Origin of the sequence: Stappia stellulata DSM 5886, assembly GCF_000423705.1 — a bacterium.
Classification (GTDB): domain Bacteria; phylum Pseudomonadota; class Alphaproteobacteria; order Rhizobiales; family Stappiaceae; genus Stappia; species Stappia stellulata.
In genome coordinates this window covers 68642-90434 of sequence record NZ_AUIM01000010.1, presented here as the reverse complement: position 1 = coordinate 90434, position 21793 = coordinate 68642, and the positions used below count along the sequence as shown (strand labels likewise).

The window sequence follows — 21793 nt, the reverse complement described above, 5'->3', positions numbered from 1 at the left end:
GTGACGCCTATCGCGGCCCGCCCTATAGTCCGGCGCATGAACGCGACGAACACCACCGAGTTGCGCCGGGGATGGACCACGGGCGCCTGCGCGACGGCAGCCGCCAAGGCCGCCTATCAGGCGTTGCTGACGGGTGCGTTTCCCGATCCCGTCGAGATCGTCCTGCCCAGGGGCGAGCGTCCCGCCTTTGCGCTTGCCCGCGAGGAGCTTGCGGAAGGCGCGGCGCTGGCGGCCATCGTCAAGGACGCGGGCGACGATCCCGACGTCACTCACGGCGCGCTGGTGATCGCGCGGGTGCGCCTCGCGCCGGCCGGCAGCGGGGTGGTGTTTCGCGCCGGCGACGGCGTTGGAACCGTTACCCGCGAGGGCCTGCCGATCCCGCCCGGCGAGCCGGCGATCAACCCCGTGCCGAGGTCGATGATTTCTGCGGCCATCGCCGAGGTCGCCGAAGCGTTTGGCGGTAGCGGCGATGTCGAGGTGGAGATCTCCATTCCCGGCGGCGAGGCGCTGGCGCAAAAGACCATGAATCCCCGGCTCGGCATTGTCGGCGGCCTGTCGATCCTGGGGACGACCGGGATCGTGCGGCCGTTTTCCTGCGCGGCCTGGATCGCCTCCATCCACCGTGGTGTCGATGTCGCGCGCGCGGCCGGCGTGACCCATGTCATCGGAGCGACGGGGGCGACATCCGAGGCGGCCGCGCAGGCGCGTCATCCCGATCTGCCGGAACTGGCCCTGCTCGACATGGGCGATTTCGCCGGCGGATTGCTGAAATACCTGCGCGCCCATCCCGTACCGCGCCTGACGCTGGCCGGCGGCTTCGCCAAGCTGGTGAAACTGGCCCAGGGCGCGCTCGACCTGCATTCGGCGCGCAGTCGTGTCGATTTCGAGGCCCTGGCCGATGTCTTGCGCGAAAGCGGCGCGTCGCAAGGGCTTGTCGAGGCGGCGCGCACGGCGAACACGGCCAAGGAAGTGCTGGACCGCGCCGAACGCGACGGCGTCGATGTCGCCGGCGCTGTGGCCCGTGCGTCTCACGCGGCGATCCGCAAGGTGCTGCGCGATGCTCCGGTCGACGTCGAGGTGCTCGTGGTCGACCGCGCCGGGCGGATCGTTGCCGAAACGCCGTTCGAAACCGCGCGAACGTCGCCGGGGGAGAGCGGATGCGCCTCCTGATTCTCGGCGGTACCGGAGACGCGCGCGCGCTCGCCGCACGGTTGGGCGAAGACGGTCGGCATGACATTGTCGTCTCGCTCGCCGGCGCCGTGGCGCGTCCCGAGGTTTATGGGGCGAGAACGCGGATCGGCGGGTTCGGCGGCGTCGAGGGCCTTTCCGCTTATCTCGCTGAAAACGCGGTCGGGGCTGTCATCGATGCGACCCATCCGTTCGCGCAGGCGATGACCGCCAATGCCGTTGCGGCCTGCGCGCGCATGCAAGTTCCGCTGCTGCGTCTCGACCGGCCGCAGTGGCGGCCGGGGGCGGGCGACGACTGGCGGGAGGTGGCCGACTTGACGCAGGCGGTTGCCGCACTCCCCGAGGGCGCACGTCCGTTCCTTGCCATCGGGCGCAAGGACATCGGCGTCTTCGCGCTGCGCCGCGATCTTGATTGCCTGATGCGAATGATCGATCCCCCCGCGCCGGATCAGCCGTTGCCGCCTGGACGGCTGGTGCTTGGTCGTCCGCCGGCGAATGCGGATGCCGAATGCGTGGCGTTTCGCGACCACGGTGTGACCCATGTGGTCACCAAGAACAGCGGCGGACCGTGGGGGTACGCCAAGATCGAGGCTGCGCGGCGTCTCGGCCTTCCGGTGATCGTCGCAAGCCGGCCGCCGCAGGTCGCGGTGGAAACCGTGGCCGACACGCAGGCGGTTCTGGACTGGATTGCGCGCCTGGACCGGTGAGGCCTCCCTAGCCGCGCGACAACCGCGCTGAAGCCCAGAGGCCGCCGATCTTCCAAAGATAGCGGACAACGCCGAGCGTATAACGTCCGCCGAGGCGCTTGGGCTCCTGCGCGAAGCGAAACACCCACTCCAGTCCGAGCCGGCGCATCGTGCCGGGCGCGCGCACGACCTCGCCGGCCGTGAAATCGAACAGCGCGCCGACGCCGAGCGCAAGCGGTACGTCGAGGGACGGCGACAGCGTCTCGATCAGATACTCCTGTTTCGGGTTGCCCATGGCGACCAGCAGGATGTCGGGAGCGGCCGTGTTGATCTCCGCGACGATTTCCCCGTGATCGTCGGGGCCGAAGTACCCGTCGCGATGACCGCAGACCAGGATATGGGGATGGGCTGCGGCGAATTTCTCGGCCGCGCGGGCGACGATTTCCGGCTTCGCGCCAAGGAGATAGACACGCGTTCCCCCGGGCGCCGCGGCAAGCAGGGCGGGCACGAAATCGGTGCCGTTGAGGTTGTCGGGAAAGCCTTCGCCGGTAAGGAGTTTCGCGCCGATTTCCGCGCCGATCCCGTCGTTCAGAACGAGAAAGCCGTCGAGCGTTCGCGCGAATTGCGGGTCATCCATCGCCAGCAACAGTCCATGCGCATTGGCGAAGGCAACCCGCAAGGCCGGCCCGTCCGGCACATGCGCCAGCAGGCGATCGATGGCCTCGCGTTGGGTGCACCGGGCAATCGAGACCGGGCCGATGCGGACCTGCGGCGGTGTTTTCGTCGCGGGTTCGGTTGGGCGCGCGCTGTTCATGGTCCTCGGTCTCTCGATGGTTGGTGCAGCATAGGCCCGAAGTGCAAATCAGGTGCTAACCGCGCAGGGAAATCCGCAGCAAGGCGAAAGCGGGGTCCGCCAGCGCAGGTGGCATGCGGACTTGCGAATTGTTAACCATGTTCGGGCAATGCTTGAAAGGCACATGAACCATCTTCGGCCCCGTTCAGGCGGCGGCGCGAACGGATATCCAGGCGGCGCGCGAGCATGATCGATATCTATCAGATTCCCGGCATTTTGCGGAAGCGGATCCGATGGTTGATCGCGTTGCCGATTGTTTTCATGGTGTTTGCGCTGGCATTTCTCGCCATGAAGACGCCGGAATACAGCACCAGTGCCGAGCTCTTGATCGAGCCGCAGGGTCTGCAGATTGTCGGCAACGACATTCTGGCTCGCGACAATGGAGAGGGCCTGCAGAAGCTGGCCGTCGACAGCCAGACCTATGTGATTCTCTCGCAGGCGGTTCTGGAGGATGTCGTCGAGCGTCTCAAGCTTGTCGAGGATCCCGCGATCACGCAACTGCCCGGAAACGGGCTGCTTTCGCGTTTGCTCGGTCGTGAAGCGCCGACACCGACCGAGGAGGATATCCGCGCTGCCGCGATTGCCGGGCTGAAGAAGAGACTTCAGGCCGTCCGGGTCGAAAAAGCGTTCGTCATCGACATCATCATGCGTCATCCCGACCGCTTCGCGGCCGCCGCGATCGCCAACGAGGCGGCGCGGGCCTATCTCGACGAGGCCCGTCGCTCGCGCGCGGACGCCACCTTGCGTGCCAGTGTCGCGCTTCAGGAGCAGGCCGACGACCTCAAGAAGCGCGTCGAGGCGGCGGAGGCGGCGGTGGAGAGCTTCCGCGCCGAGAACGGGCTGATCAGCACCGGACAGCGCGGCCTTGTCGTCGATCAGCAGCTTCAGGACATCAACACCCAGCTGACCCAGGCGCGTGTGGATCTGGAGCGGGCAAAGTCGAACGCGGACCTGCTCAAGACGCTCACCGTGACCGACATCGAGGCCGGAGGCCTTCCGGCCAACCTGCAGACAACCACCCTTGGATCCTTGCGCGTGCAGTTTGCCCGGATCGCGGAGCGCGAGGCCCAGGCGGCGACCACGCTTGGCGCGAACCATCCGCAACTGCGCGAGCTCCGCTCGCAGCTCGACAACACCCGCCGTCTCATCGCCGACGAATTGTCCCGCGTGCGCCGTTCGGTCGACAGCGACCTGCAGCGCGCGCTGGCCAATGTCGCGGCTCTGGAAGGCGAAGCGAACAGGCTCGCCTCGACCAATGTCGACCAGAGCCGCTCGCAAATCCGCCTGCGCCAGCTGGAGAACGAGGCCGCCTCGCTCGGGAGCGTGTACAATTCCTTCCTGGGCCGCGCCAACGAACTTCAGGAACAGCAGGAAATCGACACCAGCAATTCGCGGATCATTTCGCGCGCGGTGGCACCGCTGAAGGCGAACGGCCCCTCGGGACTGATCGTCCTGGCCGCCGCTGCCGTCTTCGGCTTTGCACTCGCGGCAGGCGGCGGCGTCGCCTGGGAAATGCTCAACGGCAAGCTCGGATCGGACCGCGAACTGGTCGAGCGCACCGGCGTCCCGCTGATCGCGCGATTGAGCGCGCCGGGCACCGGCGAGGCGCCGGCCCGTCTCGAACGCTTCCTGCCCGGCGAGAGCGCTGCCACACGCGCCGCCGAACGCCAGCTCGCCGTGACGCGCATCGCCTATGCCCTGCGTCATGCCTTTGCCGAGGAGCGTCCCGCGAACATTCTGGTGATTTCGCCCGGGAAGGAGCGCGCGCTTTCGCCTCTGGTGCGCGCCATCGCCAGCGGTCTCTATGACATGGGCGAGGACGTGCTGCTGGCGCGTACCGATGCCGCTGCCGCCATGGCCGCGCCGCAACGCGAGGTGCTTCCCGCGCAGGAGCCGCAGCGCACCCGCCTGTCCAGCCGTCGGCGTGCGGCGCCCGCCTACGAGGAGGGTGGGGTCGCTCCGGTGCAGACGCGCAGCGGCGGGGCCGCCGCCCCCTTCACCGTCGAGCGCCTGGACGGAAAGACCCATGTGCCGGGAGCGGACCAGATCGGCGCCGGCGAGGACGAGTTCTTGTTGATCGACGGCGGATCCGCCTTGTCCAATCCCTATTTGCCGGTTCTGCTCGGGCAAAGTGATGCGATCCTTCTCGTCACCACTCTCGGCGAGACCTCGCGCCAGGATCTCGACCGGACGCTGACGCTGTTGCAGCCCTGGCAGGACAGGATGATCGGCAATGTGGCGCTCGCAGCCTGATTCCGCGCCCGCGCCAAAGCCGCGTTCGGCGTCTCTGCCAGACGGGTTTTCGCGGTTCACCGCGCGTCCCGACACCTACGACCTGTGGCTGCGGGCGGTCTTCGCCATCGTCATCGCGTCGCTGGTGTTCAACTGCTTTCTCGCCTTCGTCAACACCCGGGTGACGGGGATCTCGGCAAGTCATGTGATGCTGGTGGAGGTTCTCTTGATCGGCGCGGGCTTCCTGCTGGCGCTCGAGCGGCGGGTCGATCTCTATGTCGTACTGACAATCTATCTTGCCTATATGGCGCTGATCCTGGCAATGCGCCCGGAACTCGACCTGAAGGGGATCCGCGACGGGCTGATCCCGATCTGCTTCTACTTTCTCGGCCGGGGCGTGCGCGACATCCGCTCGGTCGACAAGCTGGTGATGGCCTGTGCCGGCATCGTCATCGCCATCGGCCTGTTCGAATATTTCCTGCTCGACGTCTTTCTCGCCAACGTCAACATCAACGACTATTACATCGCGCGCGGGACCATCAACGCCGGCGACAATTTCACGGAAGGTTCGGACCTCTTCATCAGCGGCATTCGTCCCGAGGGGCGGAACTTCTTTCCCTTTCTCGGCATTCACCGGGTGTCTTCGGTGTTCCTGGAACCGGTCTCGATGGGCAACTTCGGCGCCTTTCTCGGCATGTGGGCGCTGTTTCGCAAGGACATGGCCCGGCGCAAGCTGCTGTTCGCGGCCTCCGCGACCGTGATCATCCTGGGCGATGCCCGCTTCGGCCTGTTCGTCTGCATCGCCTTTTTCTCCGCTTTCGTCGTCTACCGCTTCGTGCCGCGCGTCGTGTGGTGGCTCGTTCCGGCGATGCTTGCGCTGTTGCTGGTGCTTTACGGCCTGTCGACCACCCAGGTTGGCTGGCACGACAATCTCGGCGGGCGCTGGTTTCATTCCGCGCGCCTGTTCCTCAAGCTCGATCTGGCGGGCCTGTTCGGCGTCTCGGGCGTCGATACATTTCTCGACGACAGCGGCTATGCCTACACGCTGCACCAGTTCGGTCTGATCGGCGTGATCGTCATGTGGACGGCCTTCGTTTTCGTGCCGGTGCGTTCAAGCGATGCCTGGCGCTTCCGCGCGCTGGTCGTGACCTACATCAGCCTGCTGATGGTGGTGTCGAACTCGCTGTACTCGATCAAGACGGCAGCGCTGTTGTGGCTTTGCGTCGGGGCGACGGACGTTTGGGCAGGGTTTGCGGCGGACAGGCGCCCGGCCGTGACAGCGCCCGGGACGCCTCGTTTTCAGCGCCCGAGAACCTCGCGGTACAGTGCCTCGTAGCGCAGTGCTGTCGCATCCCAGGAATAGGCTTGGGCCTGTGTGATGGCGGTTTCGCGCGCAGCGGCCGGGTCGTGCGCGACGCGGGCATAAGCCGTGCGGATCGCGTCCGCCGCGCCCTCGGGCTCGCGGAAATCGCTGAGCGCGATGCCGGCATGCTTGTTCGCGAAGGCGGTGAAGGCGGCGTTTCGCTCGACCACGCTTGAAAGGCCCGCGCTCATCGCCTCGATCAGCGCGATCCCGAAGCCCTCGTATTGCGAGGCGCTGACAAAAAGGCTGGCCCTGCCGAGCAAATCGCGCATCTGCGCATCGCTCGGACCCACATGCAGATCGACGTTTGCGCCGAGACCGCGGTCCGCGATCATCGTCTCGACGTCGGCCCGGCTCCAGTCGAACGGCGTGCCGACGATTGCAAGCCGCCACTCCGGGTCGTCGGCTGCAAGGCGCGCCATGGCGTCGAGCAGGAGGTCGATGCGCTTGTTGTGGGCGAGACGGCCGATGGTGATCAGCGACTTTGCCGGTTCGGGCGATCCCGCGCCGGCGAATTTCTCGATGTCGACGCCGTTTTCGATCAGCCGGACCTTCTCGGGCGCGACGCGAGCAAAGCGCTCGTAGTCGCTTTCGCTGCAGCATGCGAGCGCGCCGTAGCGTTTCGCGGAGGCCCGGGTGATCGAGCGGAACCAGATCCGCTTCAACAGGCGATAGTCGGAGCTGTGGAAGAAGCCGCCATGGGTGGTGGCGACCAATTGCTTGCCATGCAACCGCCGCGTTGCCGCCAGCGCGTCGAAGAAGAAATCGATGGCATGGACATGCACGAGGTCGGCATCGGCGATTTCGCGCAGGAAACCGAGGCAGACGGGATAGCGCGTCGAGCCGAAATAGGGCAGGCGCACCACTTCCGCACCATCGATGATCTCGCGGTGGGCAAGCTTGGCGCCATCGCCGCGAAACAGCCGGTCGCAGGTGATGATGCGGATGCGCCGGAAGCGGCCGCGCTGGCGCGCCACCAGACTGGCGACGAAGTCCTCCAGTCCGCCGACGCTGGGCTTGTACTGGCGCACCACATGCACCAGCGTGTCGCCGGCGAAGACCGGGTCCGGTCCGGCCGCGCCGCTCTCCAGGGGCTCGTGGCTGTGCATCGCCGCCCTCACGTCGTCGCTTCCGCGAGGCTTGCAAGCGGGTTTCCGCCACGGCTTGCAAGAGCGCGGAACAGGCCGGCCGTGCCACAGGCGGTATAGGCGGCGCCGTCTTCGGTGTATTCTGCGTTCTGCCGGGGCAGGGTGAACGGGCTGTCGGCATGGGCCGGGAACAGGCATCCGGGCGTTGTCGTGACGGCGGAGCGGAATCCGGCCTCGCGGGCCATTCGCGGCTCGCGAGCGCCCGAAAGCGACGGCGCGCCGTAGGGATAGGCGAAATGCGGGACCTCCCGCTGCAGACGCTCCTCCAGAAAGCGCTTGTTGCCGGTCATCTCCGCCCGCACGTCCGCGTCGTCCAGGAGCGAGAGCGCCCGGTGGTTCACCGTGTGGGCGCCGATCTCGATCAGCGGGTGACGGTCGGCCGCGATCATGCCGGCCTCGTCGATGGCCGCGCGGTCGACGATGTCGGCGAGGAAGATGCCGTGGCGCGCAAATGTCGGGCCAAGCATTTCACTGCGGGTGAAGTCGTCCCAGACCCAGGCGAGCACGCGGCGCAGGCCGGCGATCTTGCTGTCCAGGTCCGGACAGCAATAGCGCACGCCCATCGGCTCGATTTCGATCTGGTCGCGGTCGCGGAACAGGGCGGTCAGGCCGAGCCACCAGGCGTTGATGTCGCGGGAGATCATGGCGGTCGGAACATAGATCGTCGCCGGGGCCTCGAAGCGCTCCATCTCCGGAAGGGCGAGATCGATGTTCGAGCGATACCCGTCGTCGAAGGTGAGCACGGCGAAACGGCGCGCCGCCGGGTCGGCAAGCCGGCGCTGCGCCTCGTCGAGGGTGACGATGTCGCGGCCGGTTTTGCGCAGATGAGCAAGAATCCGGCTGAAATCCTCGATGCGGCATCCCTGGTCGAGATCGCGGCGCGGATCGCGGGTGAAATCGTGGAACATCAAAATGACGCCGCGCCCACCGTAGCGGCGGGCGATCAGGCGGGTCGCGCCGCTCGCCGACAGAACGCGCAATCCAAGCGTCTTGACGCGACGCTTCCAGCGGTCCGTCCGGCTCAGTCTGGGCGTGGTGGTCAGTTGCGCAACCATGCGTCCTGCAAAATGTCCTGTAGCGGCCGGTTTGGCCGGTGTCCGGTGTTGGCTCCGAGCCTTGCGGGCAGGGCTGGATCTACCCCACGCTAGCTGCCGCGCATGAACGACAGGTTGAGGTTTCGCCCCCCCGGCCAACGATTGCCGGTTTGGTTAAGCAATCGTGAACGGCTGTGCCGGCTCCGCGTCTGGGTTTCCCGGAAAGGTCCGGTTAAGCTCATTGAGGGTTTTTTGCCGCGCAGAGACCGTCTCCCCTTCCAGGACACGGCAGGTTAAGATGTGCCGGGCTACTGATCTTGCGATCGTCGGCAGGCTCGCGCCGCCCGCCAGGGCGCCCCTGCCTTGTGGAAACAGACCGAGGACATCCCGGACGTCATGCGCATTTTGATGCCCTGTGCCGCTTTCCCGCCCTTTGCCGACGGGGGAGGGCCGATCTCTTCCCTGTTGCTGGCGAAGATGCTGGTTGCGGCCGGCCATGACGTGCGCGTTGTCAATGTCGGCGAGGACGACCGGCACGAGATCTACGAGGGCGTTCCCGTCCACCGCATCCGCAGTCTCAACATCTACTGGAACTATTACACCTCCCGTCCGGCCTGGAAGAAGCTCGTCTGGCACGCGCTCGAGAACGGCAACCCGCGCGCCTTTCTTGCAATGCGGCGGGAGATTTCCGATTTCCGACCCGACATCATGCTGACGGTCAGCATCGAAAACATCAATGTCGCCTCCTGGGCGGCCGCGCGCGCGGCCGGCATCCCGGTCGCGCACACGATCTTCAGCGCCTTCATGATGTGCTGGAACGGCGTCATGCAGCGCGACGGGAAGAACTGCCCGGCCCAGTGCGCCAGCTGCTATGCCGGGTCCTTCGGTCGCCGGCAATTTTCACGTCTCGTCGATGCCGTGATCGGCGAATCGCGGGACATCGTGCAGCGGCATCTCGACGAGGGCTATTTCCCCCGCGCGGCCGCCTATCGGGTTCCCGCGGTGATCGACGCGGTGCACGCCGACGCGCCGCGCAGCCTTCCCGCCGACCGACCGTTGCGCGTCGGGTTTCTCGGCGTCCAGACCCGGTTCAAGGGGTTTGGCGTGCTCGCGGAGGCGGCGCGCCTTTTGTCCGCGCAGGGCAATGTCGAATTCGTCATCGGCGGCACCGGCCGCGACAGCTTCGCGGAGGAAACTCGGGCGCTGTTTCCGGTGAACCGCACACGCTTTCTCGGATGGACGACGCCGGCCGAATTCTTTCCGCAGGTCGACCTTCTGGTCTATCCGACCATCGGCCGCGAGGCGTTCGGGCGGGCGACGATCGAGGCGTTCTCGCACGCCGTGCCGGTGATCTCGACCGACATCGGCGGTGTTGCGGAAAATATTGCGGATGGTGTCAACGGCTACCATGCCGCGGCCGGCGACGCGGCCGCCCTCGCGGCCTGCATCGAGCGGATCGCCGCATCGCCGGATCTTTACGCGCGGCTGTCGAAGGGTGCGCTCGAGGCGGCCGCGGACTATCTCGAACCAGCGGTGTGCTCGATCCTGGAAAGCGCCCTTTCCCGCACGCTGGAGCGCCACGGGGGGGCGACGCGTCGGGACGTGCGGGAGGCATCCAGATGAAGCGGCTTCTGGCGCTCGCCGCGCGCGGGAACATCAAGCGGCTGTTCTGGTCGCTGTTCAGCCGTTTCGGCAGCACGGTGCTCAGTTTCGCGGCACTGTTCGGGGCCAGCCACGCGCTGGATACCGCCGAATACGGCCTTTACATCTTCCTGTTTTCGGTCGGCACCTCGCTCGGATTGATCTTTGTCCTGGGGCAGCCGGTGCTGCTGGTAAAGCACTTCCGTTTGAAGGATCACGTGCCCGGCGAAACCAATCAGGCGCTGTTGCGTGTGAACGCGCTGTGGCTTGGCTTCGGGATTGGCATCCAGCTTCTGGCGGCTATGTCGGTCTGGATCTTCTCCGCGCGGCTGTCGGCCCCGTATGATTCGCTGCCGATCGCGTTTTTGTTCGGCGCGGTCTTCACGGTGAGCGAATATCTCCAGAACTATTTCCGCATCCACGGGCGGATCGTGATGGCCCTCGTGCCGCGCGAGAACCTGTGGCGACTGTTGACGGCGGTCACGCTTCCGGCACTCGCCTATGCGGGCCTTCTCGTGAGTGGCGCGGCGGCGACGGAGATCGTGACCGGCCTGCTGGTGCTGACGGTCGGGTTTCAGGCGATCTCCTTCGTCAAGCACGAGGGGCTCGCCTTTCTGTCCCGGCGCGCGGCAAGGGGCCAGGTCGTGCCCTGGCGGCGCTGGAACGCGGAAACGCTCAATTTCAGCGCCAATGGTTTCTTCAACGCCGCGTCGTCCTATCTGGAAACGATCCTCATCGGCATCGCCATCGGGCTGGAGGTTGCCGCCTTCTATTTCGTCGCCTATCGGATCGCGATGCTGCTGACCCTGCCGGTGCTCGCCATCGACACGGTCGGCATTCCGCTGATCTCGGCGAAGTTCCAGGAAAACGACCGTCCCGGTGCGCAGAAGCTGGTGGCGATGCTGTCGGCCGGAAGCTTCGCGCTGGCGGCCATCGGCGGCGTGATGCTCTATTTCCTCGGTCCCTTCATCCTGCATCTGTTCGATCCCGCATTCGTCGAGCACTTCGACGTTCTCGTGCTCTTGTCGCTGGCGGCGATCAGTCACGCCTTCTTCGGACCCGGCACCTGGCTGACGATGATCGGTGGCGGTGAATCCTATCTTCTGCGCATGCGCAGCATTGTCTTCGTCGTCTACCTCGGCCTGCTCTATGTTCTGGGACGGCAGTTCGGTCTCGACGGGGTTGCCATCGCCGGTTGGGCGCAGCTGGTGATCGTGCATCTGCTGTCGCGCCGCTGGGTCATGCGGACCTGGCAGGTCGACAACATGGCGACTGCGATTCTGGGGATATGGCGCAATCGCGGCGGCGGCGATGGCGGAAACGCGCCCGGCCTGAAGGTCGGCGGGGAGGGGTCGCATGCGCGCTCCTGACCAGTGGAGGCGGGCCGTCAAGCTCGCCCTCGTCCTGGCGCTCGCAATGCCCGTGACGACGGCGCGCGCGGACTGCCTGCGCGGGGCGAATGTGGCGGGCGCCGAATTCGGCGATCTGCCGGGCGTTCACGCCAAGACCTACATCTATCCCGCGCGGGCAACGCTTGCCTATTTGCGCGCCAAGGGCATGAACGCGGTACGTCTGCCGTTTCGCTGGGAACGTCTTCAGCCGAAACTCGACGCTCCGCTTGCGAAGGCGGAGCTGGCGCTGCTCGACGAGACCGTCACCGCGGCAACCGGCATGGGCCTCACCGTCATTCTCGATCCCCACAATTACGCGAAGTATCGCGGTGGCTTCGTTGGCAGCGACGCCGTGCCCGTCTCGGCGTTCGCCGATTTCTGGCGCCGGCTGGCATCGCGCTACGGGGACCGCGAGGATGTTGTCTTCCTGCTGATGAACGAGCCGGCCCATATTGCCGCGCGCGACTGGCTGCCCTCGGTCAACGCGGCCATCGCGGCGATCCGGGAGGCCGGCGCCGGCAACCTGGTGATGGTGCCGGGCACGATCTGGACCGGCGCGTCGCACTGGTTCGACGAACAGCCCGGCGGCTCCAACGCCGAGGTGCTGAAGGGTGTTGTCGATCCGCTCGACCGGTTCGTCTTCGACGTGCACCAGTACATGGATGACGATTTTTCCGGAACCAAGACCGCCTGCAGCCGCGTCGATGATGCGATGACCGCCATCGAGCGGTTGACAAAATGGCTGGAACAGACCGGCAATGCGGCTTTCCTCGGCGAGTTCGGCGGCCACGCCCGCCCCGATTGCTATGAAGGGCTTGTGCGCATGGTCGGTTATCTCAACGCGCGGCCGGACGTCTGGGCGGGCTGGACGATCTGGGCCGCGGGCGACTGGTGGGGCGATTATCCCCTGTCGGTACAACCCGAAGACGGTCTGGACCGTCCGCAGATGGTGGCGATTTCGCGCCTGATCGCCCGCCGCACGCCGGCGGAAACGGCTTGCCCGGCGCTCGCGCGGCCATGAGGATGGACCCATGACGTCGAGCGAGCTGACATCCGGGCGGTCCGTCGGAGGGGAGGCGGCCCTTGTGCCCGTTTCCCTCGCCGGCACGTTTGCGGTTCTGCACCCGGCCCAAGGGGCGGTCGGCGTCGTGATCGCGGGCCCCTGGGGATATGAGGATCTGTGCGCGCGTCGCTCCCTGCGCATTCTGGCCGACCAGCTTGCGGCGGCGGGCTATCCGGTCCTTCGCTTCGACTGGCCGGGCACGGGGGACGCGGCGGAAACGGCCGCGGAGGTCGAGGGTCTTGCCTGTTACGAGGCGACGCTGGATGCGGCCTGCGCCGTCTTGCGCGAGAGGTCCGGGGTGGAGGAGATCGTTCTGGTCGGCCTTGGCCTCGGCGCGACGCTTGCCCTGACGGCGGTGGCGGACGGGCGCCAGCGCGCCGCAGCGCTTGCCCTGCTCGCCCCCGTGGTGAAGGGGCGGACCTATCTGCGCGAGCTTCAGGCACGCGCGGCGATGATCGGCGAGATCACGGGCGCGGCGCCGGATCCTGCGCCGGGCGAAAGGCTCTCCTTCGGCGGACTCGGGCTCGGCGAACAAGTCGCTGCCGACATTCGCGCCCTCGATGTCTCCGGCCGCGCCGGGCGGGCGGATCTGCCGCCGGCCTTTGTTGCGCATCGCCCGGACAAGGCGGTGGAGGAAGCCTTCGGCAAGGCGGCCTCCGCCGGCGCGACGGGCGAATTGCATGTCTTCGCCGGCTATGACGATCTCATGAGCGATCCGACGGCCTCGCTTTGTCCGCAGGCCGATTTCGACCGGCTGGTCGGCTGGCTGGTGCGCACCGTTCCGCCGCGGACATGCCGCGTGTCGGGCGTGTCGCCGGATGCTCCCCTCCTTGAGCTCGCCGGGCGCGCGCGCGAGGCCTCCGTCGCTTTCGGCGCACAAGGTGGCCTGATCGGCGTCTGGTGCGAGCCGGACGAGCGCCTGCCGGGCGCACGACCGGTCGTTTTTCTGAATTCCGGCGCGACACCGCGTGCCGGCTGGGCGCACGGCGCGGTCGAGGCCGCCCGGACGCTGGCCGCCCGTGGCATCGCCTCGCTGCGCATCGATCTCGCCGATATCGGCGACAGCCGGCCCCAGGCCGGCGGGCCGCAGATCGTGCATTATCACCCGAGCCAGCTTGCCGACCTGCGCGCTGCGCTCGATGTGGTCGCTGCCAAGGGGTTTGCGGCCGGCGCCGTCGTCACCGGCACCTGCAGCGGGGCCTATCTGGCGCTGAACGGGGCGGTGGCGGACCCTCGCGTGCGCAAGGTCGTCGCGGTCAACCTTCAGCGGTTCCTCTGGGATCCGCGCGACGATGTGGCGGAGGTGCTGCGTTTCGGCCATACCTCGGCGGTCGACTACGGACGCAAGATGCTGAGCGCGGAGAAGTGGAGACGGATCCTCAGCGGCCGGACCAATGCCTTCGCGTTGCTACGCTCGCTGCTGAGGCGCGGGTTTCGCCGCGCCGAGCGCGACTTCGCGCCCTGGCTTTTCGGCCTTGCGCCCTTTTCCAGGCTCTACGCCAGGGTCCATGCCAATCTGGCGACGCTTCGCGACCGGGGCACGGATGTGACGCTTGTCTTCAGCGACGGCGATCCGGGGCTGGCGCAGCTACCGGTTTTCTTCGGCAAGGACCTGCGCCGACGCGTTTCCTATCCCAATCTCGCGGTGATCGAGCTGACCGATGCCGATCACAATCTGACGCAGCGTGCGGCGCGCGCGGAGCTTGTCGATCTGCTGGCGTTGGCGGCCGTCGCCGAGGATGCGGCGACCCGTCAGGCGGCGGAATAGGCGACCGCGTCGCTGTTCAGCGCACGCACGAGGCCGGAGGGGCGGGCGGTTGCATCGCTGCCGGGCCGCCGGACCAGCCTGACCCGCTTCGCCTGCCCGGGGGCAAGATGGAACCAGCTGTCCTGCGCTTCGAAGGCGTCGTCGTCGACGCAGACGGACTGTGCCACGCGGTCCGTTTCCAGCACCAGCACATCGGTTCCGTCGTCGTCGCGGTCCATCGCCACCGACAGCATCGCGCCTCTGGCGGTTTTGCTTCGTCCGAGCGGAAAATGAAACGCCTCGTCCAGCGAGGTGCCGTTGCCGTCGCTCAGCCGCACATGCGCGCAATCATGCGAGGGCGGGCCGAAGCGGAAGGCATATGTCACATCGAAAAACGCGCCGATCAGGTCGGTGGCGGAAAGCGTGCGCGCCTCGCGCGGGGCGAGCACCAAATCGCTCTCGCCGGTGGCAACCGCCAGCCGGCCGTCGCGCAGGCAGGCGAGGTCGAGGCGTAGCGTCCGGTTTTCCGCCGTCTCGTTCACCACATGGATTGCGAGGCCGTTGGTGCCCTCGTCGGTGACAGAGACCGCCACGGGCCTGAAAGCCCGCTTCAACCCATACCAGGCGGATTTCGGCCGCCCGTCGTGAGCGACCACGCCCCATCCGGCGCCGGGCGCGAGGTCCTGGAAGGTCCACACCAGTGCCCCGGCGCAATTCGATCCGGGGCGGCGCCATTCGGCAAACGTCGCCTCCATCACCTCGGCGACCGCGGCTCGCCCGTGGTCGAGCCAGGACTGCGGGTCGCCGTGGCGCAGGTTCGCGGGCGATACGTCGTAGAGCGCCTCGACATAGTGGTCCCGCACATCCTCGAAATCCCAGCCGACACCCCGGTCGCGCGGGACGCCGTTCTTCCAGGCCGGATCGTGGCCGGGCGCGTTTCCGCCTGGCATGCTTTGCGGATCGCCGTCGGGGGTATTGGAAAAGGCGAGGCATTCGGCGGCAAAACGCACGTCGGCGCGCCGTGCGTCTTCGAGCGGGCGCAGATAGGCGCCAACGCCGTAGTAATGCGCAATCCCGGCATCGGGAGAAAACGGCATCGCCCCGCCGTGCGGCGAATTCGGCACATAGGCGACGTCGGGGCGGATCTCCTTGACGGCTGCGGGCAGGATTTCCTCCGTCAGCGGCCCGCGCCAGCGGCTTTCGGGAAGCCCGAGCATCGCGGCCTGCTGGTACATCTCGCTGCCGCCGCACACGACGGCGAGGCTCGGCGAAGACTGCGTCGCGCGCAGGTGATCGCGCGTTTCGTCGCCCACGGTGGCGATGAAGTCCGGGTCCTTTGCCGGATAATCGAAATTCGCGAAGGGCAGATCCTGCCAGACCAGAATGCCGAGTTCGTCGCAAAGCTGGTGGAAGGCCGGGGCTTCCGGCGCCATCGTGCCGCCGATCCTCAGCATGTTCATATGGGCGTCGCGCGCGCGCTCCAGCCAGGGGCGGTAGCTTTCGCGGCTCGACGGCAGCCGCAGGATGTCGGCATTTGTCCAGACCGCGCCGCGGCAGAACACCCGCTCGCCGTTGATCCTGAGCGCGAAGCCGTTCCCATCCGCGCCCGGGTCGACCTCGATGCGGCGAAACCCGGTGCGCCCCAGCGCGATTTCCCCCAACGCCGTGCGCAGCGTCAGCGCGTGCAGATGCGGCGTGCCATGGGTGTGCGGCCACCAGGCCTCGATGCCGGGCAGGAGCATGTCGGCCGACCACAGGCCGTTGTCGCCCTTGTCCAGCGGTGCGTCCCAGCCGGCACAATTCAGGCTGGGCGTGTCCCCGGTTTCGCCCGGCAGCCGCAGGGCAACCCTGAGCCGGCCTGTGCCGTCCTCGCCGAGCGTGGCCTCGATGCGCAAGTCCTCGATGCGCACGGCTGTTTCGGCGACGAGATGCAGGCCGCGCCAGGGGCCGACGGCATGGACGTCGGGACACCAGCCGGGCATGTGGCCAAGCAGGGTCGTGCGCATCAATCGCAGGCCCGGATGGCCGGCAAGCTGCGTGCGCCACCGCGCGCGCGGTCCCTTGCGCTCCAGATGCGGCGCGAGGGCGCGGAAGCACAGCATGAGATCGCCCGGGCCGTCGAGATCGAGCCGGATCTCGTGGCGGGCGTACATGCTGTCGGAAATCAGCACGGGCTGGCCGTCGAACCAGGCTTCGCAGACAGTCGCAAGCCCCGGTGCGATCAGCCGGTAGGCACCGGGCCCGGGAACCTCGACATGGGCGAGATACCACACGTCGCGGTCATGCAGCGGCACGGGCGCGTCGAGCGAAAAAAGCCCGGCGTCGGCGAGTGCGCCCGCGGCCGTTCCGGGCACGGCGGCCGGATGCCAGTCGCTGTCGACGTTGCAGTCGGCCGGCGTTGCCCAGGCGCTTGCCTCGGTCACGGTCATGTCCCAGTCGACCCCGGCGAGCAGGTCGTCCGAGGGGGCGATAAGGCAGGGATCGATCATGGGAACTCTCAAGTCACGCCGCAGGCTCAGGCCGCGCGGATGCCCGAATGCGTCTTTGGACGGTCCGCCGACAAACGGGCAAGGGCCGGACCGAGGTCGCTCATCAGCCGGTCCCAGGCGTGGGCGGCCGGGAGAAGCCCGTCGCCGAGCCCGGCGAATTTTTTGCGTGCCAGCGCGCGGGCGAGCTGGAACTGCAGGCTCTTGCAGGTCGTTGCGATCTCGCGCGCCGCCTCCGCCGGTCCGGCAAGGGGGCCGTCCAGCGCCAGCCAGTCGAGATGGGTCGCCGCCAGCTCGAAATTCGCGCCCGCCTGACGCAGCGTGTTGAAGGCGTATTTGTGAAAGACGTCGAAGGGCCGCTCGGAGAGCGCCTCGATGTCGGCGGCGAACCCCGTGGCGTAAGACGTGAAGGGATTGGCAGCCGGGCGACGGTCGTAATGAACCGTCAGAAGCCTGAGCGCCTCGGCGCGGCGCGCCTCGGGCGTGGGAGCCTTGGCCGGGAACTTGGCGAATTCGGTATAGGGCAGAAAGGGCAGGGCCTGCGCATGGTCGCCACGCTGGAACACGCCGTCGAAATCCTCGCCCTCCAGCGCGAAGAAGCCGCCGTTGTGGAAGTAGTGCATCGTGCGGGCCTCCACGTCGAGCGCGGTGATCGCGACGGTCGTCTTGCCGTGTTCGATGCGATAGCTGACGCCCGGCGTGTCCGGCAGGAAGTAGCTGTCGACCTCGACGAGGCACAGCCGTCCGCGCGCGATCTGGGTCGCGACATGGCGTTCCGCCGCTTCGTAGATCGCCAGTTCCTGGGCGCGGATGCCGTAAAGCGTCTCGAGGTCTTCCAGCGGCACCTTGAAGAAGGTGAACTGGTCGCCCTCGAAATCCTGGGTGAGCGTGAAGCCGAGCATGGCTTCAGGCTCCAGATCCAGCGCCTTGAGCGTTTCGATCCACAGGTCGATGTAGCAGTTGGTTTCCGGCCAGATGCGTTCCGCGTCATGCAGGGGATGCGGGGTGTAGCTCTGCGGATCGAGGGCGGCGAGGGTTTCAAACATGGTGCAACGCCCCGTCAGCCCCAAAGCGCGGCGCGCACGGGCGCCGGCCAGTCCGCGGTGTCCAGCCCGTGCTTGGCAAAGAGCGCAAGCGCGATCCGTTCCAGGCCGAAGCCGACGCAGGCGGTATGGGCAACCTCGCCGTCGGCGGTCTCAAGCCCCCAGGTGGAGCCGAAATGGTCCTGGTGATAGTTGAAGCTGAGGCAGGCGGTCTTGTTGGCGGTGGACGTCACCGGGATCAGCAGCTCGAACTTGAGCTTTTGTTCGCGCTGGCTGTTGCCCATCATCTTGCCCGCGCGCCCGAAGAACGGGTCGTTGGCGGTGTCGAGTTCCACGTCGAGACCGACGGCCTCGATCAGCTTCGCGCCGCGCGCCATCCAGTCCTCGCGAAACGCCATCACCTCGTCCGGCGTGCCGATGCGCACGAATTCGCGCATGCGGAAGAGCTGCATGCGCGCCGGATCCTTCGACGGCTCGTGACGGAAGCAGTAGGACTGCAGGTCGTAGAGGCCGCCGCCCTCGGAAAGCGGTCCGCGCCTGGCGATCGTGGGATAGAGCGGATAGCAGGCCGCCGGCGTCAACACGATGTCGGTCGCCTTTTGCCCTTCCGTCCAGTCGCCGCCCTCCGCGATGCATTCGAGCAGGTTCATGTGGTCGAGCTCGCAGCCGCAGAAGCTGTGCACCGTGCCGGCGAGCTGCGGGAAGCTCTTCATGTAGCCCGAGCCCTCGAAGTGGGCCCGGTTCATGCCCGGCGGAAAGCGGATCACTTCCGGCGTTGCCTCCGGTGCGTGCTTGCCGATCAGCGCCTCGAAGCGCGCGATCACATCCTCGAAGGCGCCGCCGCGGCCATACAGCCCGTCGACGCCGGTGTCGATCAGCAGCCCCGCGGAAAACAGCCGGTCGAGCAGGGACGTTTGCATGTCCATGGCTCCGTTCCTCCCCTCAGCCCAGAAGGCTGGTATCTTGCTTGTGGATCAAGAGCATGTTCGACGTGTTGCCGAGAATGCGGTCGTTGGAGATCATCAGCTGCGCGGAATGCGCGTCGCGCAGATGCCGGCCGAGGCTGAACGGGGTGCCGTTCTTGTAGGCCAGGATGCCGCAGATCAGCATGCAGTGATTGATGATCGTCAGGACGGTCTGCGAGCTGGCGATCTTGAGGTTGTTCATCGCAACCGAGAAACTCATGGACGACAATTTGTCCTCGTTCTCGCGCGCTGCCTCATACATCTCGAGCGCGGCCACGATGCTGGCCTTGACGCCCTGCAGCAGGCTTGAGGCTTCCGCGACGCGCAGCGCGCCCGGCGGTGCCGTGTCGGGGGACTTGCGCGCGGCGGCCCGCACGAAGGCCTGGGCCCGGCCGAAGGCATCGGCGGCGATCCCGTACCACACCGCGCTCCACAGGATATGGGCGTGGGCGAGCATGGACTGCGCGGCGATCTCGGCAAAGGGGCGCGGCAGGATCTGGACCGCCGGCGCCTCTCCCTTGAAGACATAGCCGTCGGAACAGGTGCCGCGCATGCCGAGCGCGTCCCAGACATGTGTCTTTTCCAGCGTGTACTGGTCCTTGAGAAAAACGGTCAGAACCTGGTCGCTTGCTGCCGCATCGGCGTGGCTGCGCGAGGTGATCAGGATGGCGTCCGCCTGGTCGCCATAGGAAATCACGGTCGCGTTCTTCTCCAGACGGCAGGTGTCGCCGTCGACCTCGATGGCGCAAATGGAGTTGCGCATGTTGCCGCCGATGCCGCCTTCCGTGGTGGCCGATCCAAGCAGCAACTGCTCGCCGGCGACCCGCGCCATGAAGCCCTGGTGCCAGGGATCGTCGCCGCCGTGGGTGACGAGGCTCGACACCTTGATCTGATGCATCGCGAAAACCATCGCGGAGGAGGAACATGCCTGCCCGAGGATCGAACACAGTTCGGCGATCTCGGCCGTGGATGCGCCCTCGCCGCCGAAATCGGTCGGGATCTGCACGCCCATCAGGCGTTCCGCGCGCATCGCCTCGACGGCTTCCGCCGGGAAGCGGCCGTCGCGATCGACGTGGTCGGCATGGCTTGCGGCCACCGCCGCCACGCGGCGGGCGCGTGCTGTCAGCTCGAGGTTCGGGGCGTGGGCGTGGATGTTCATCATGCGGCCTGCTGATCTTTGCTCAGCTCCGTCACGACCTCGGTAATCGCCTTGATGCTGGAAAATGTCTTGCGGTTCAGCCGGTCTTCCGGAAACTCGATATCGAAATGCTCCTCGATGGCGAGCATCAGCTGCACCGAGGCAAAGGAGGACAGACCGGCCGCATAGAGGTCCGCGTCGTCCTGCAATGTCGCGACATCAACCGGCAGCTTGCCGTGTTTTGCGACAATCGATCGAATGGCTTCAACGGCGGACATGACACTTCTCCTGTTCTTGGCAGGTGAATTTTTTGTTTTCTTGCCTGCGCTTTGATGGATCACGTATCGCACAAGTGTATTGACAATATCTGAAGTTGTTGAATGAAAGAAGTTATGTTTTTGATAAGGTTAATCGTGTGTTTTCCTGGTCTTGCAGATTTGCGAGGCTGGGCGCGCCGACCGGCGCGGGAAAGCCGGCAAACCGGATGCTAATTCATTGACCGTCCGGTCGATTAATTATTAAATGAATGCCGGTCAGGCGTTGACGCGGCCTCCCTTGTCGCCGAAAACGCTTTAGGTTTAAAGTTTGCCCGCGGGAGGGGCTTCGCAATGCGCCATGCCTATATCGTCGATTACATCCGCACACCGATCGGCCGTTTCGGCGGGGCGTTGAGCGCCGTCCGGGCCGACGACCTGGGCGCCGTGCCGATCCGCGCTCTGATGGCGCGCAATGCCGGCGTCGACTGGGCGCGGGTCGATGATGTGATCTATGGCTGCGCCAATCAGGCGGGTGAGGACAACCGCAACGTCGCGCGCATGGCGGCGCTTCTGGCCGGCCTTCCGGTCGAGGTGCCGGGCACCACCGTCAATCGTCTGTGCGGCTCTGGAATGGACGCGGTGATCATGGCCGCGCGCGCCGTGCGCACCGGCGAGGCGGAGCTGATGATCGCAGGCGGCGTGGAGAGCATGTCGCGCGCGCCCTTCGTCATGCCCAAGGCGGACACGGCGTTTTCGCGCAAGGCGGAAATTCACGACACGACCATCGGCTGGCGGTTCGTCAATCCTGTGATGAAGAAGCAGTACGGCATCGATTCCATGCCGGAGACCGCCGAAAACGTCGCCGCCGACTATGGGGTCGCCCGCGCCGACCAGGACGCCTTCGCCGTGCGCTCGCAGGAGCGTGCCGTTGCTGCCCAGGAAAACGGACGTCTGGGCGAGGAGATCGTCCCGGTCACCATCCCGCAGCGCAAGGGCGATCCCATCGTTGTCGAGCAGGACGAGCATCCGCGTGCCGGAACCACGGTCGAGAAGCTTGCAAAACTCGCCACGCCGTTCCGCGACGGCGGCTCGGTGACGGCCGGCAATGCGTCGGGCGTGAACGACGGTTCGGGAGCGCTGCTGATTGCCTCCGAGGCTGCGGTGAAGGCCTATGGGCTGACGCCGATTGCGCGGGTGGTCGGCGGTGCAGCGGCGGGCGCGCCGCCGCGCGTCATGGGCATCGGTCCGGTGCCGGCAACGCAAAAGCTGATGGCGCTGCTCGGCCTGTCGATCTCCGATTTCGACGTTGTCGAACTGAACGAGGCCTTCGCCGCGCAGGGCCTTGCGGTGCTGCGTGAACTCGGCCTTCGCGACGACTGTGAACACGTGAACCCCAACGGCGGGGCCATTGCGCTCGGCCACCCGCTCGGCATGTCGGGCGCACGGATCGTGGGAACGGCGGCGCTGGAGCTTGTCCGTCGCGGGGGGGGACGGGCGCTTTCGACCATGTGCATCGGCGTCGGTCAGGGCATCGCCTGCGCCATCGAGAAGGCCTGAC

The 21793-nt window shown here is 66.7% G+C and carries 17 protein-coding genes; 9 read left to right on the top strand and 8 right to left on the bottom strand.

The genetic code is table 11. From position 1 onward, the window contains the following. The first annotated feature begins 36 nt into the window (after nucleotides 1-36). Together G572_RS22670 and G572_RS0105625 are read left to right on the top strand one after the other, a co-directional pair. A complete protein-coding gene (locus G572_RS22670; protein ID WP_051241699.1) occupies nucleotides 37-1170 on the top strand; it encodes a cobalt-precorrin-5B (C(1))-methyltransferase in 1134 nt (377 codons plus the stop codon). Then, nucleotides 1158-1895 (top strand): cobalt-precorrin-6A reductase, encoded by a 738-nt coding sequence (locus tag G572_RS0105625; RefSeq protein WP_029057640.1) that lies wholly within the window; start codon nucleotides 1158-1160, stop codon nucleotides 1893-1895. Before G572_RS22670 ends, G572_RS0105625 begins: the two co-directional genes overlap by 13 nt. Before the next feature lie 7 nt (nucleotides 1896-1902). Here G572_RS0105625 and G572_RS22665 read toward each other — a convergent pair whose 3' ends face one another. Next, entirely contained in the window at nucleotides 1903-2688 is a 786-nt protein-coding gene (locus G572_RS22665) for a WecB/TagA/CpsF family glycosyltransferase (RefSeq protein ID WP_084649907.1), read from the bottom strand. A 225-nt stretch (nucleotides 2689-2913) separates the two neighbouring features. Here G572_RS22665 and G572_RS0105615 point away from each other — a divergent pair, with 225 nt between their 5' ends. Further along, nucleotides 2914-4980, top strand: a complete 2067-nt coding sequence (locus tag G572_RS0105615; RefSeq protein ID WP_029057639.1) for a GumC family protein — start codon at nucleotides 2914-2916, stop codon at nucleotides 4978-4980. Beyond that, nucleotides 4961-6295 carry a hypothetical protein gene (locus G572_RS0105610; protein ID WP_029057638.1) on the top strand — a complete coding sequence of 445 codons (1335 nt, stop codon included), beginning with the start codon at nucleotides 4961-4963 and terminating at the stop codon, nucleotides 6293-6295. The genes G572_RS0105615 and G572_RS0105610 overlap by 20 nt, the downstream gene beginning before the upstream one ends. Here the strand turns inward: G572_RS0105610 and G572_RS0105605 are convergent. Further along, a complete protein-coding gene (locus tag G572_RS0105605) occupies nucleotides 6259-7431 on the bottom strand; it encodes a glycosyltransferase family 4 protein (RefSeq protein WP_084649906.1) in 1173 nt (390 codons plus the stop codon). The two genes, G572_RS0105610 and G572_RS0105605, sit on opposite strands and share 37 nt — an antisense overlap. A gap of 8 nt (nucleotides 7432-7439) precedes the next feature. Further along, nucleotides 7440-8525, bottom strand: a complete 1086-nt coding sequence (locus tag G572_RS22660) for a polysaccharide deacetylase family protein (RefSeq protein ID WP_051241697.1) — start codon at nucleotides 8523-8525, stop codon at nucleotides 7440-7442. Between the two features lie 375 nt (nucleotides 8526-8900). Between G572_RS22660 and G572_RS22655 the strand changes: the two genes are divergently transcribed. From G572_RS22655 to G572_RS0105580, 4 genes are read left to right on the top strand one after another with little or no spacing between them, the layout of a single operon-like run. Beyond that, entirely contained in the window at nucleotides 8901-10127 is a 1227-nt protein-coding gene (locus tag G572_RS22655) for a glycosyltransferase (RefSeq protein ID WP_051241695.1), read from the top strand. Beyond that, nucleotides 10124-11515, top strand: a complete 1392-nt coding sequence (locus G572_RS22650) for a lipopolysaccharide biosynthesis protein (protein WP_051241693.1) — start codon at nucleotides 10124-10126, stop codon at nucleotides 11513-11515. Before G572_RS22655 ends, G572_RS22650 begins: the two co-directional genes overlap by 4 nt. Next, complete coding sequence (locus G572_RS0105585; RefSeq protein WP_029057635.1) at nucleotides 11502-12557, top strand: glycoside hydrolase family 5 protein; 1056 nt, start codon at nucleotides 11502-11504, stop codon at nucleotides 12555-12557. The genes G572_RS22650 and G572_RS0105585 overlap by 14 nt, the downstream gene beginning before the upstream one ends. Nucleotides 12558-12567: 10 nt before the next feature. Beyond that, entirely contained in the window at nucleotides 12568-14367 is a 1800-nt protein-coding gene (locus G572_RS0105580; RefSeq protein WP_029057634.1) for an alpha/beta hydrolase family protein, read from the top strand. Here G572_RS0105580 and G572_RS0105575 read toward each other — a convergent pair. The 5 genes from G572_RS0105575 to G572_RS0105555 are packed head-to-tail and all read right to left on the bottom strand — an operon-like array spanning nucleotide 14352 to nucleotide 20256. Beyond that, on the bottom strand, nucleotides 14352-16835 hold the full coding sequence (locus tag G572_RS0105575; protein ID WP_029057633.1) for a glycoside hydrolase family 2 protein: 2484 nt from the start codon (nucleotides 16833-16835) through the stop codon (nucleotides 14352-14354). The two genes, G572_RS0105580 and G572_RS0105575, sit on opposite strands and share 16 nt — an antisense overlap. 26 nt (nucleotides 16836-16861) lie before the next feature. Continuing rightward, the gene (locus tag G572_RS22645) at nucleotides 16862-17878 is read right to left on the bottom strand and encodes a DUF1839 family protein (protein WP_051241691.1); all 1017 of its coding nucleotides are present in this window, start codon (nucleotides 17876-17878) and stop codon (nucleotides 16862-16864) included. Nucleotides 17879-17892: 14 nt separating this feature from the next. Beyond that, complete coding sequence (locus tag G572_RS0105565) at nucleotides 17893-18801, bottom strand: amino acid--[acyl-carrier-protein] ligase (RefSeq protein ID WP_029057632.1); 909 nt, start codon at nucleotides 18799-18801, stop codon at nucleotides 17893-17895. A 16-nt stretch (nucleotides 18802-18817) separates the two neighbouring features. Further along, nucleotides 18818-19999, bottom strand: a complete 1182-nt coding sequence (locus G572_RS0105560; RefSeq protein WP_029057631.1) for an acyl-CoA dehydrogenase family protein — start codon at nucleotides 19997-19999, stop codon at nucleotides 18818-18820. Continuing rightward, the gene (locus G572_RS0105555; RefSeq protein WP_029057630.1) at nucleotides 19999-20256 is read right to left on the bottom strand and encodes an acyl carrier protein; all 258 of its coding nucleotides are present in this window, start codon (nucleotides 20254-20256) and stop codon (nucleotides 19999-20001) included. Before G572_RS0105555 ends, G572_RS0105560 begins: the two co-directional genes overlap by 1 nt. 330 nt (nucleotides 20257-20586) lie before the next feature. Between G572_RS0105555 and pcaF the strand changes: the two genes are divergently transcribed. After that, a complete protein-coding gene (gene pcaF, locus G572_RS0105550; protein ID WP_029057629.1) occupies nucleotides 20587-21792 on the top strand; it encodes a 3-oxoadipyl-CoA thiolase in 1206 nt (401 codons plus the stop codon). The last annotated feature ends 1 nt before the right edge of the window (nucleotide 21793 follow it).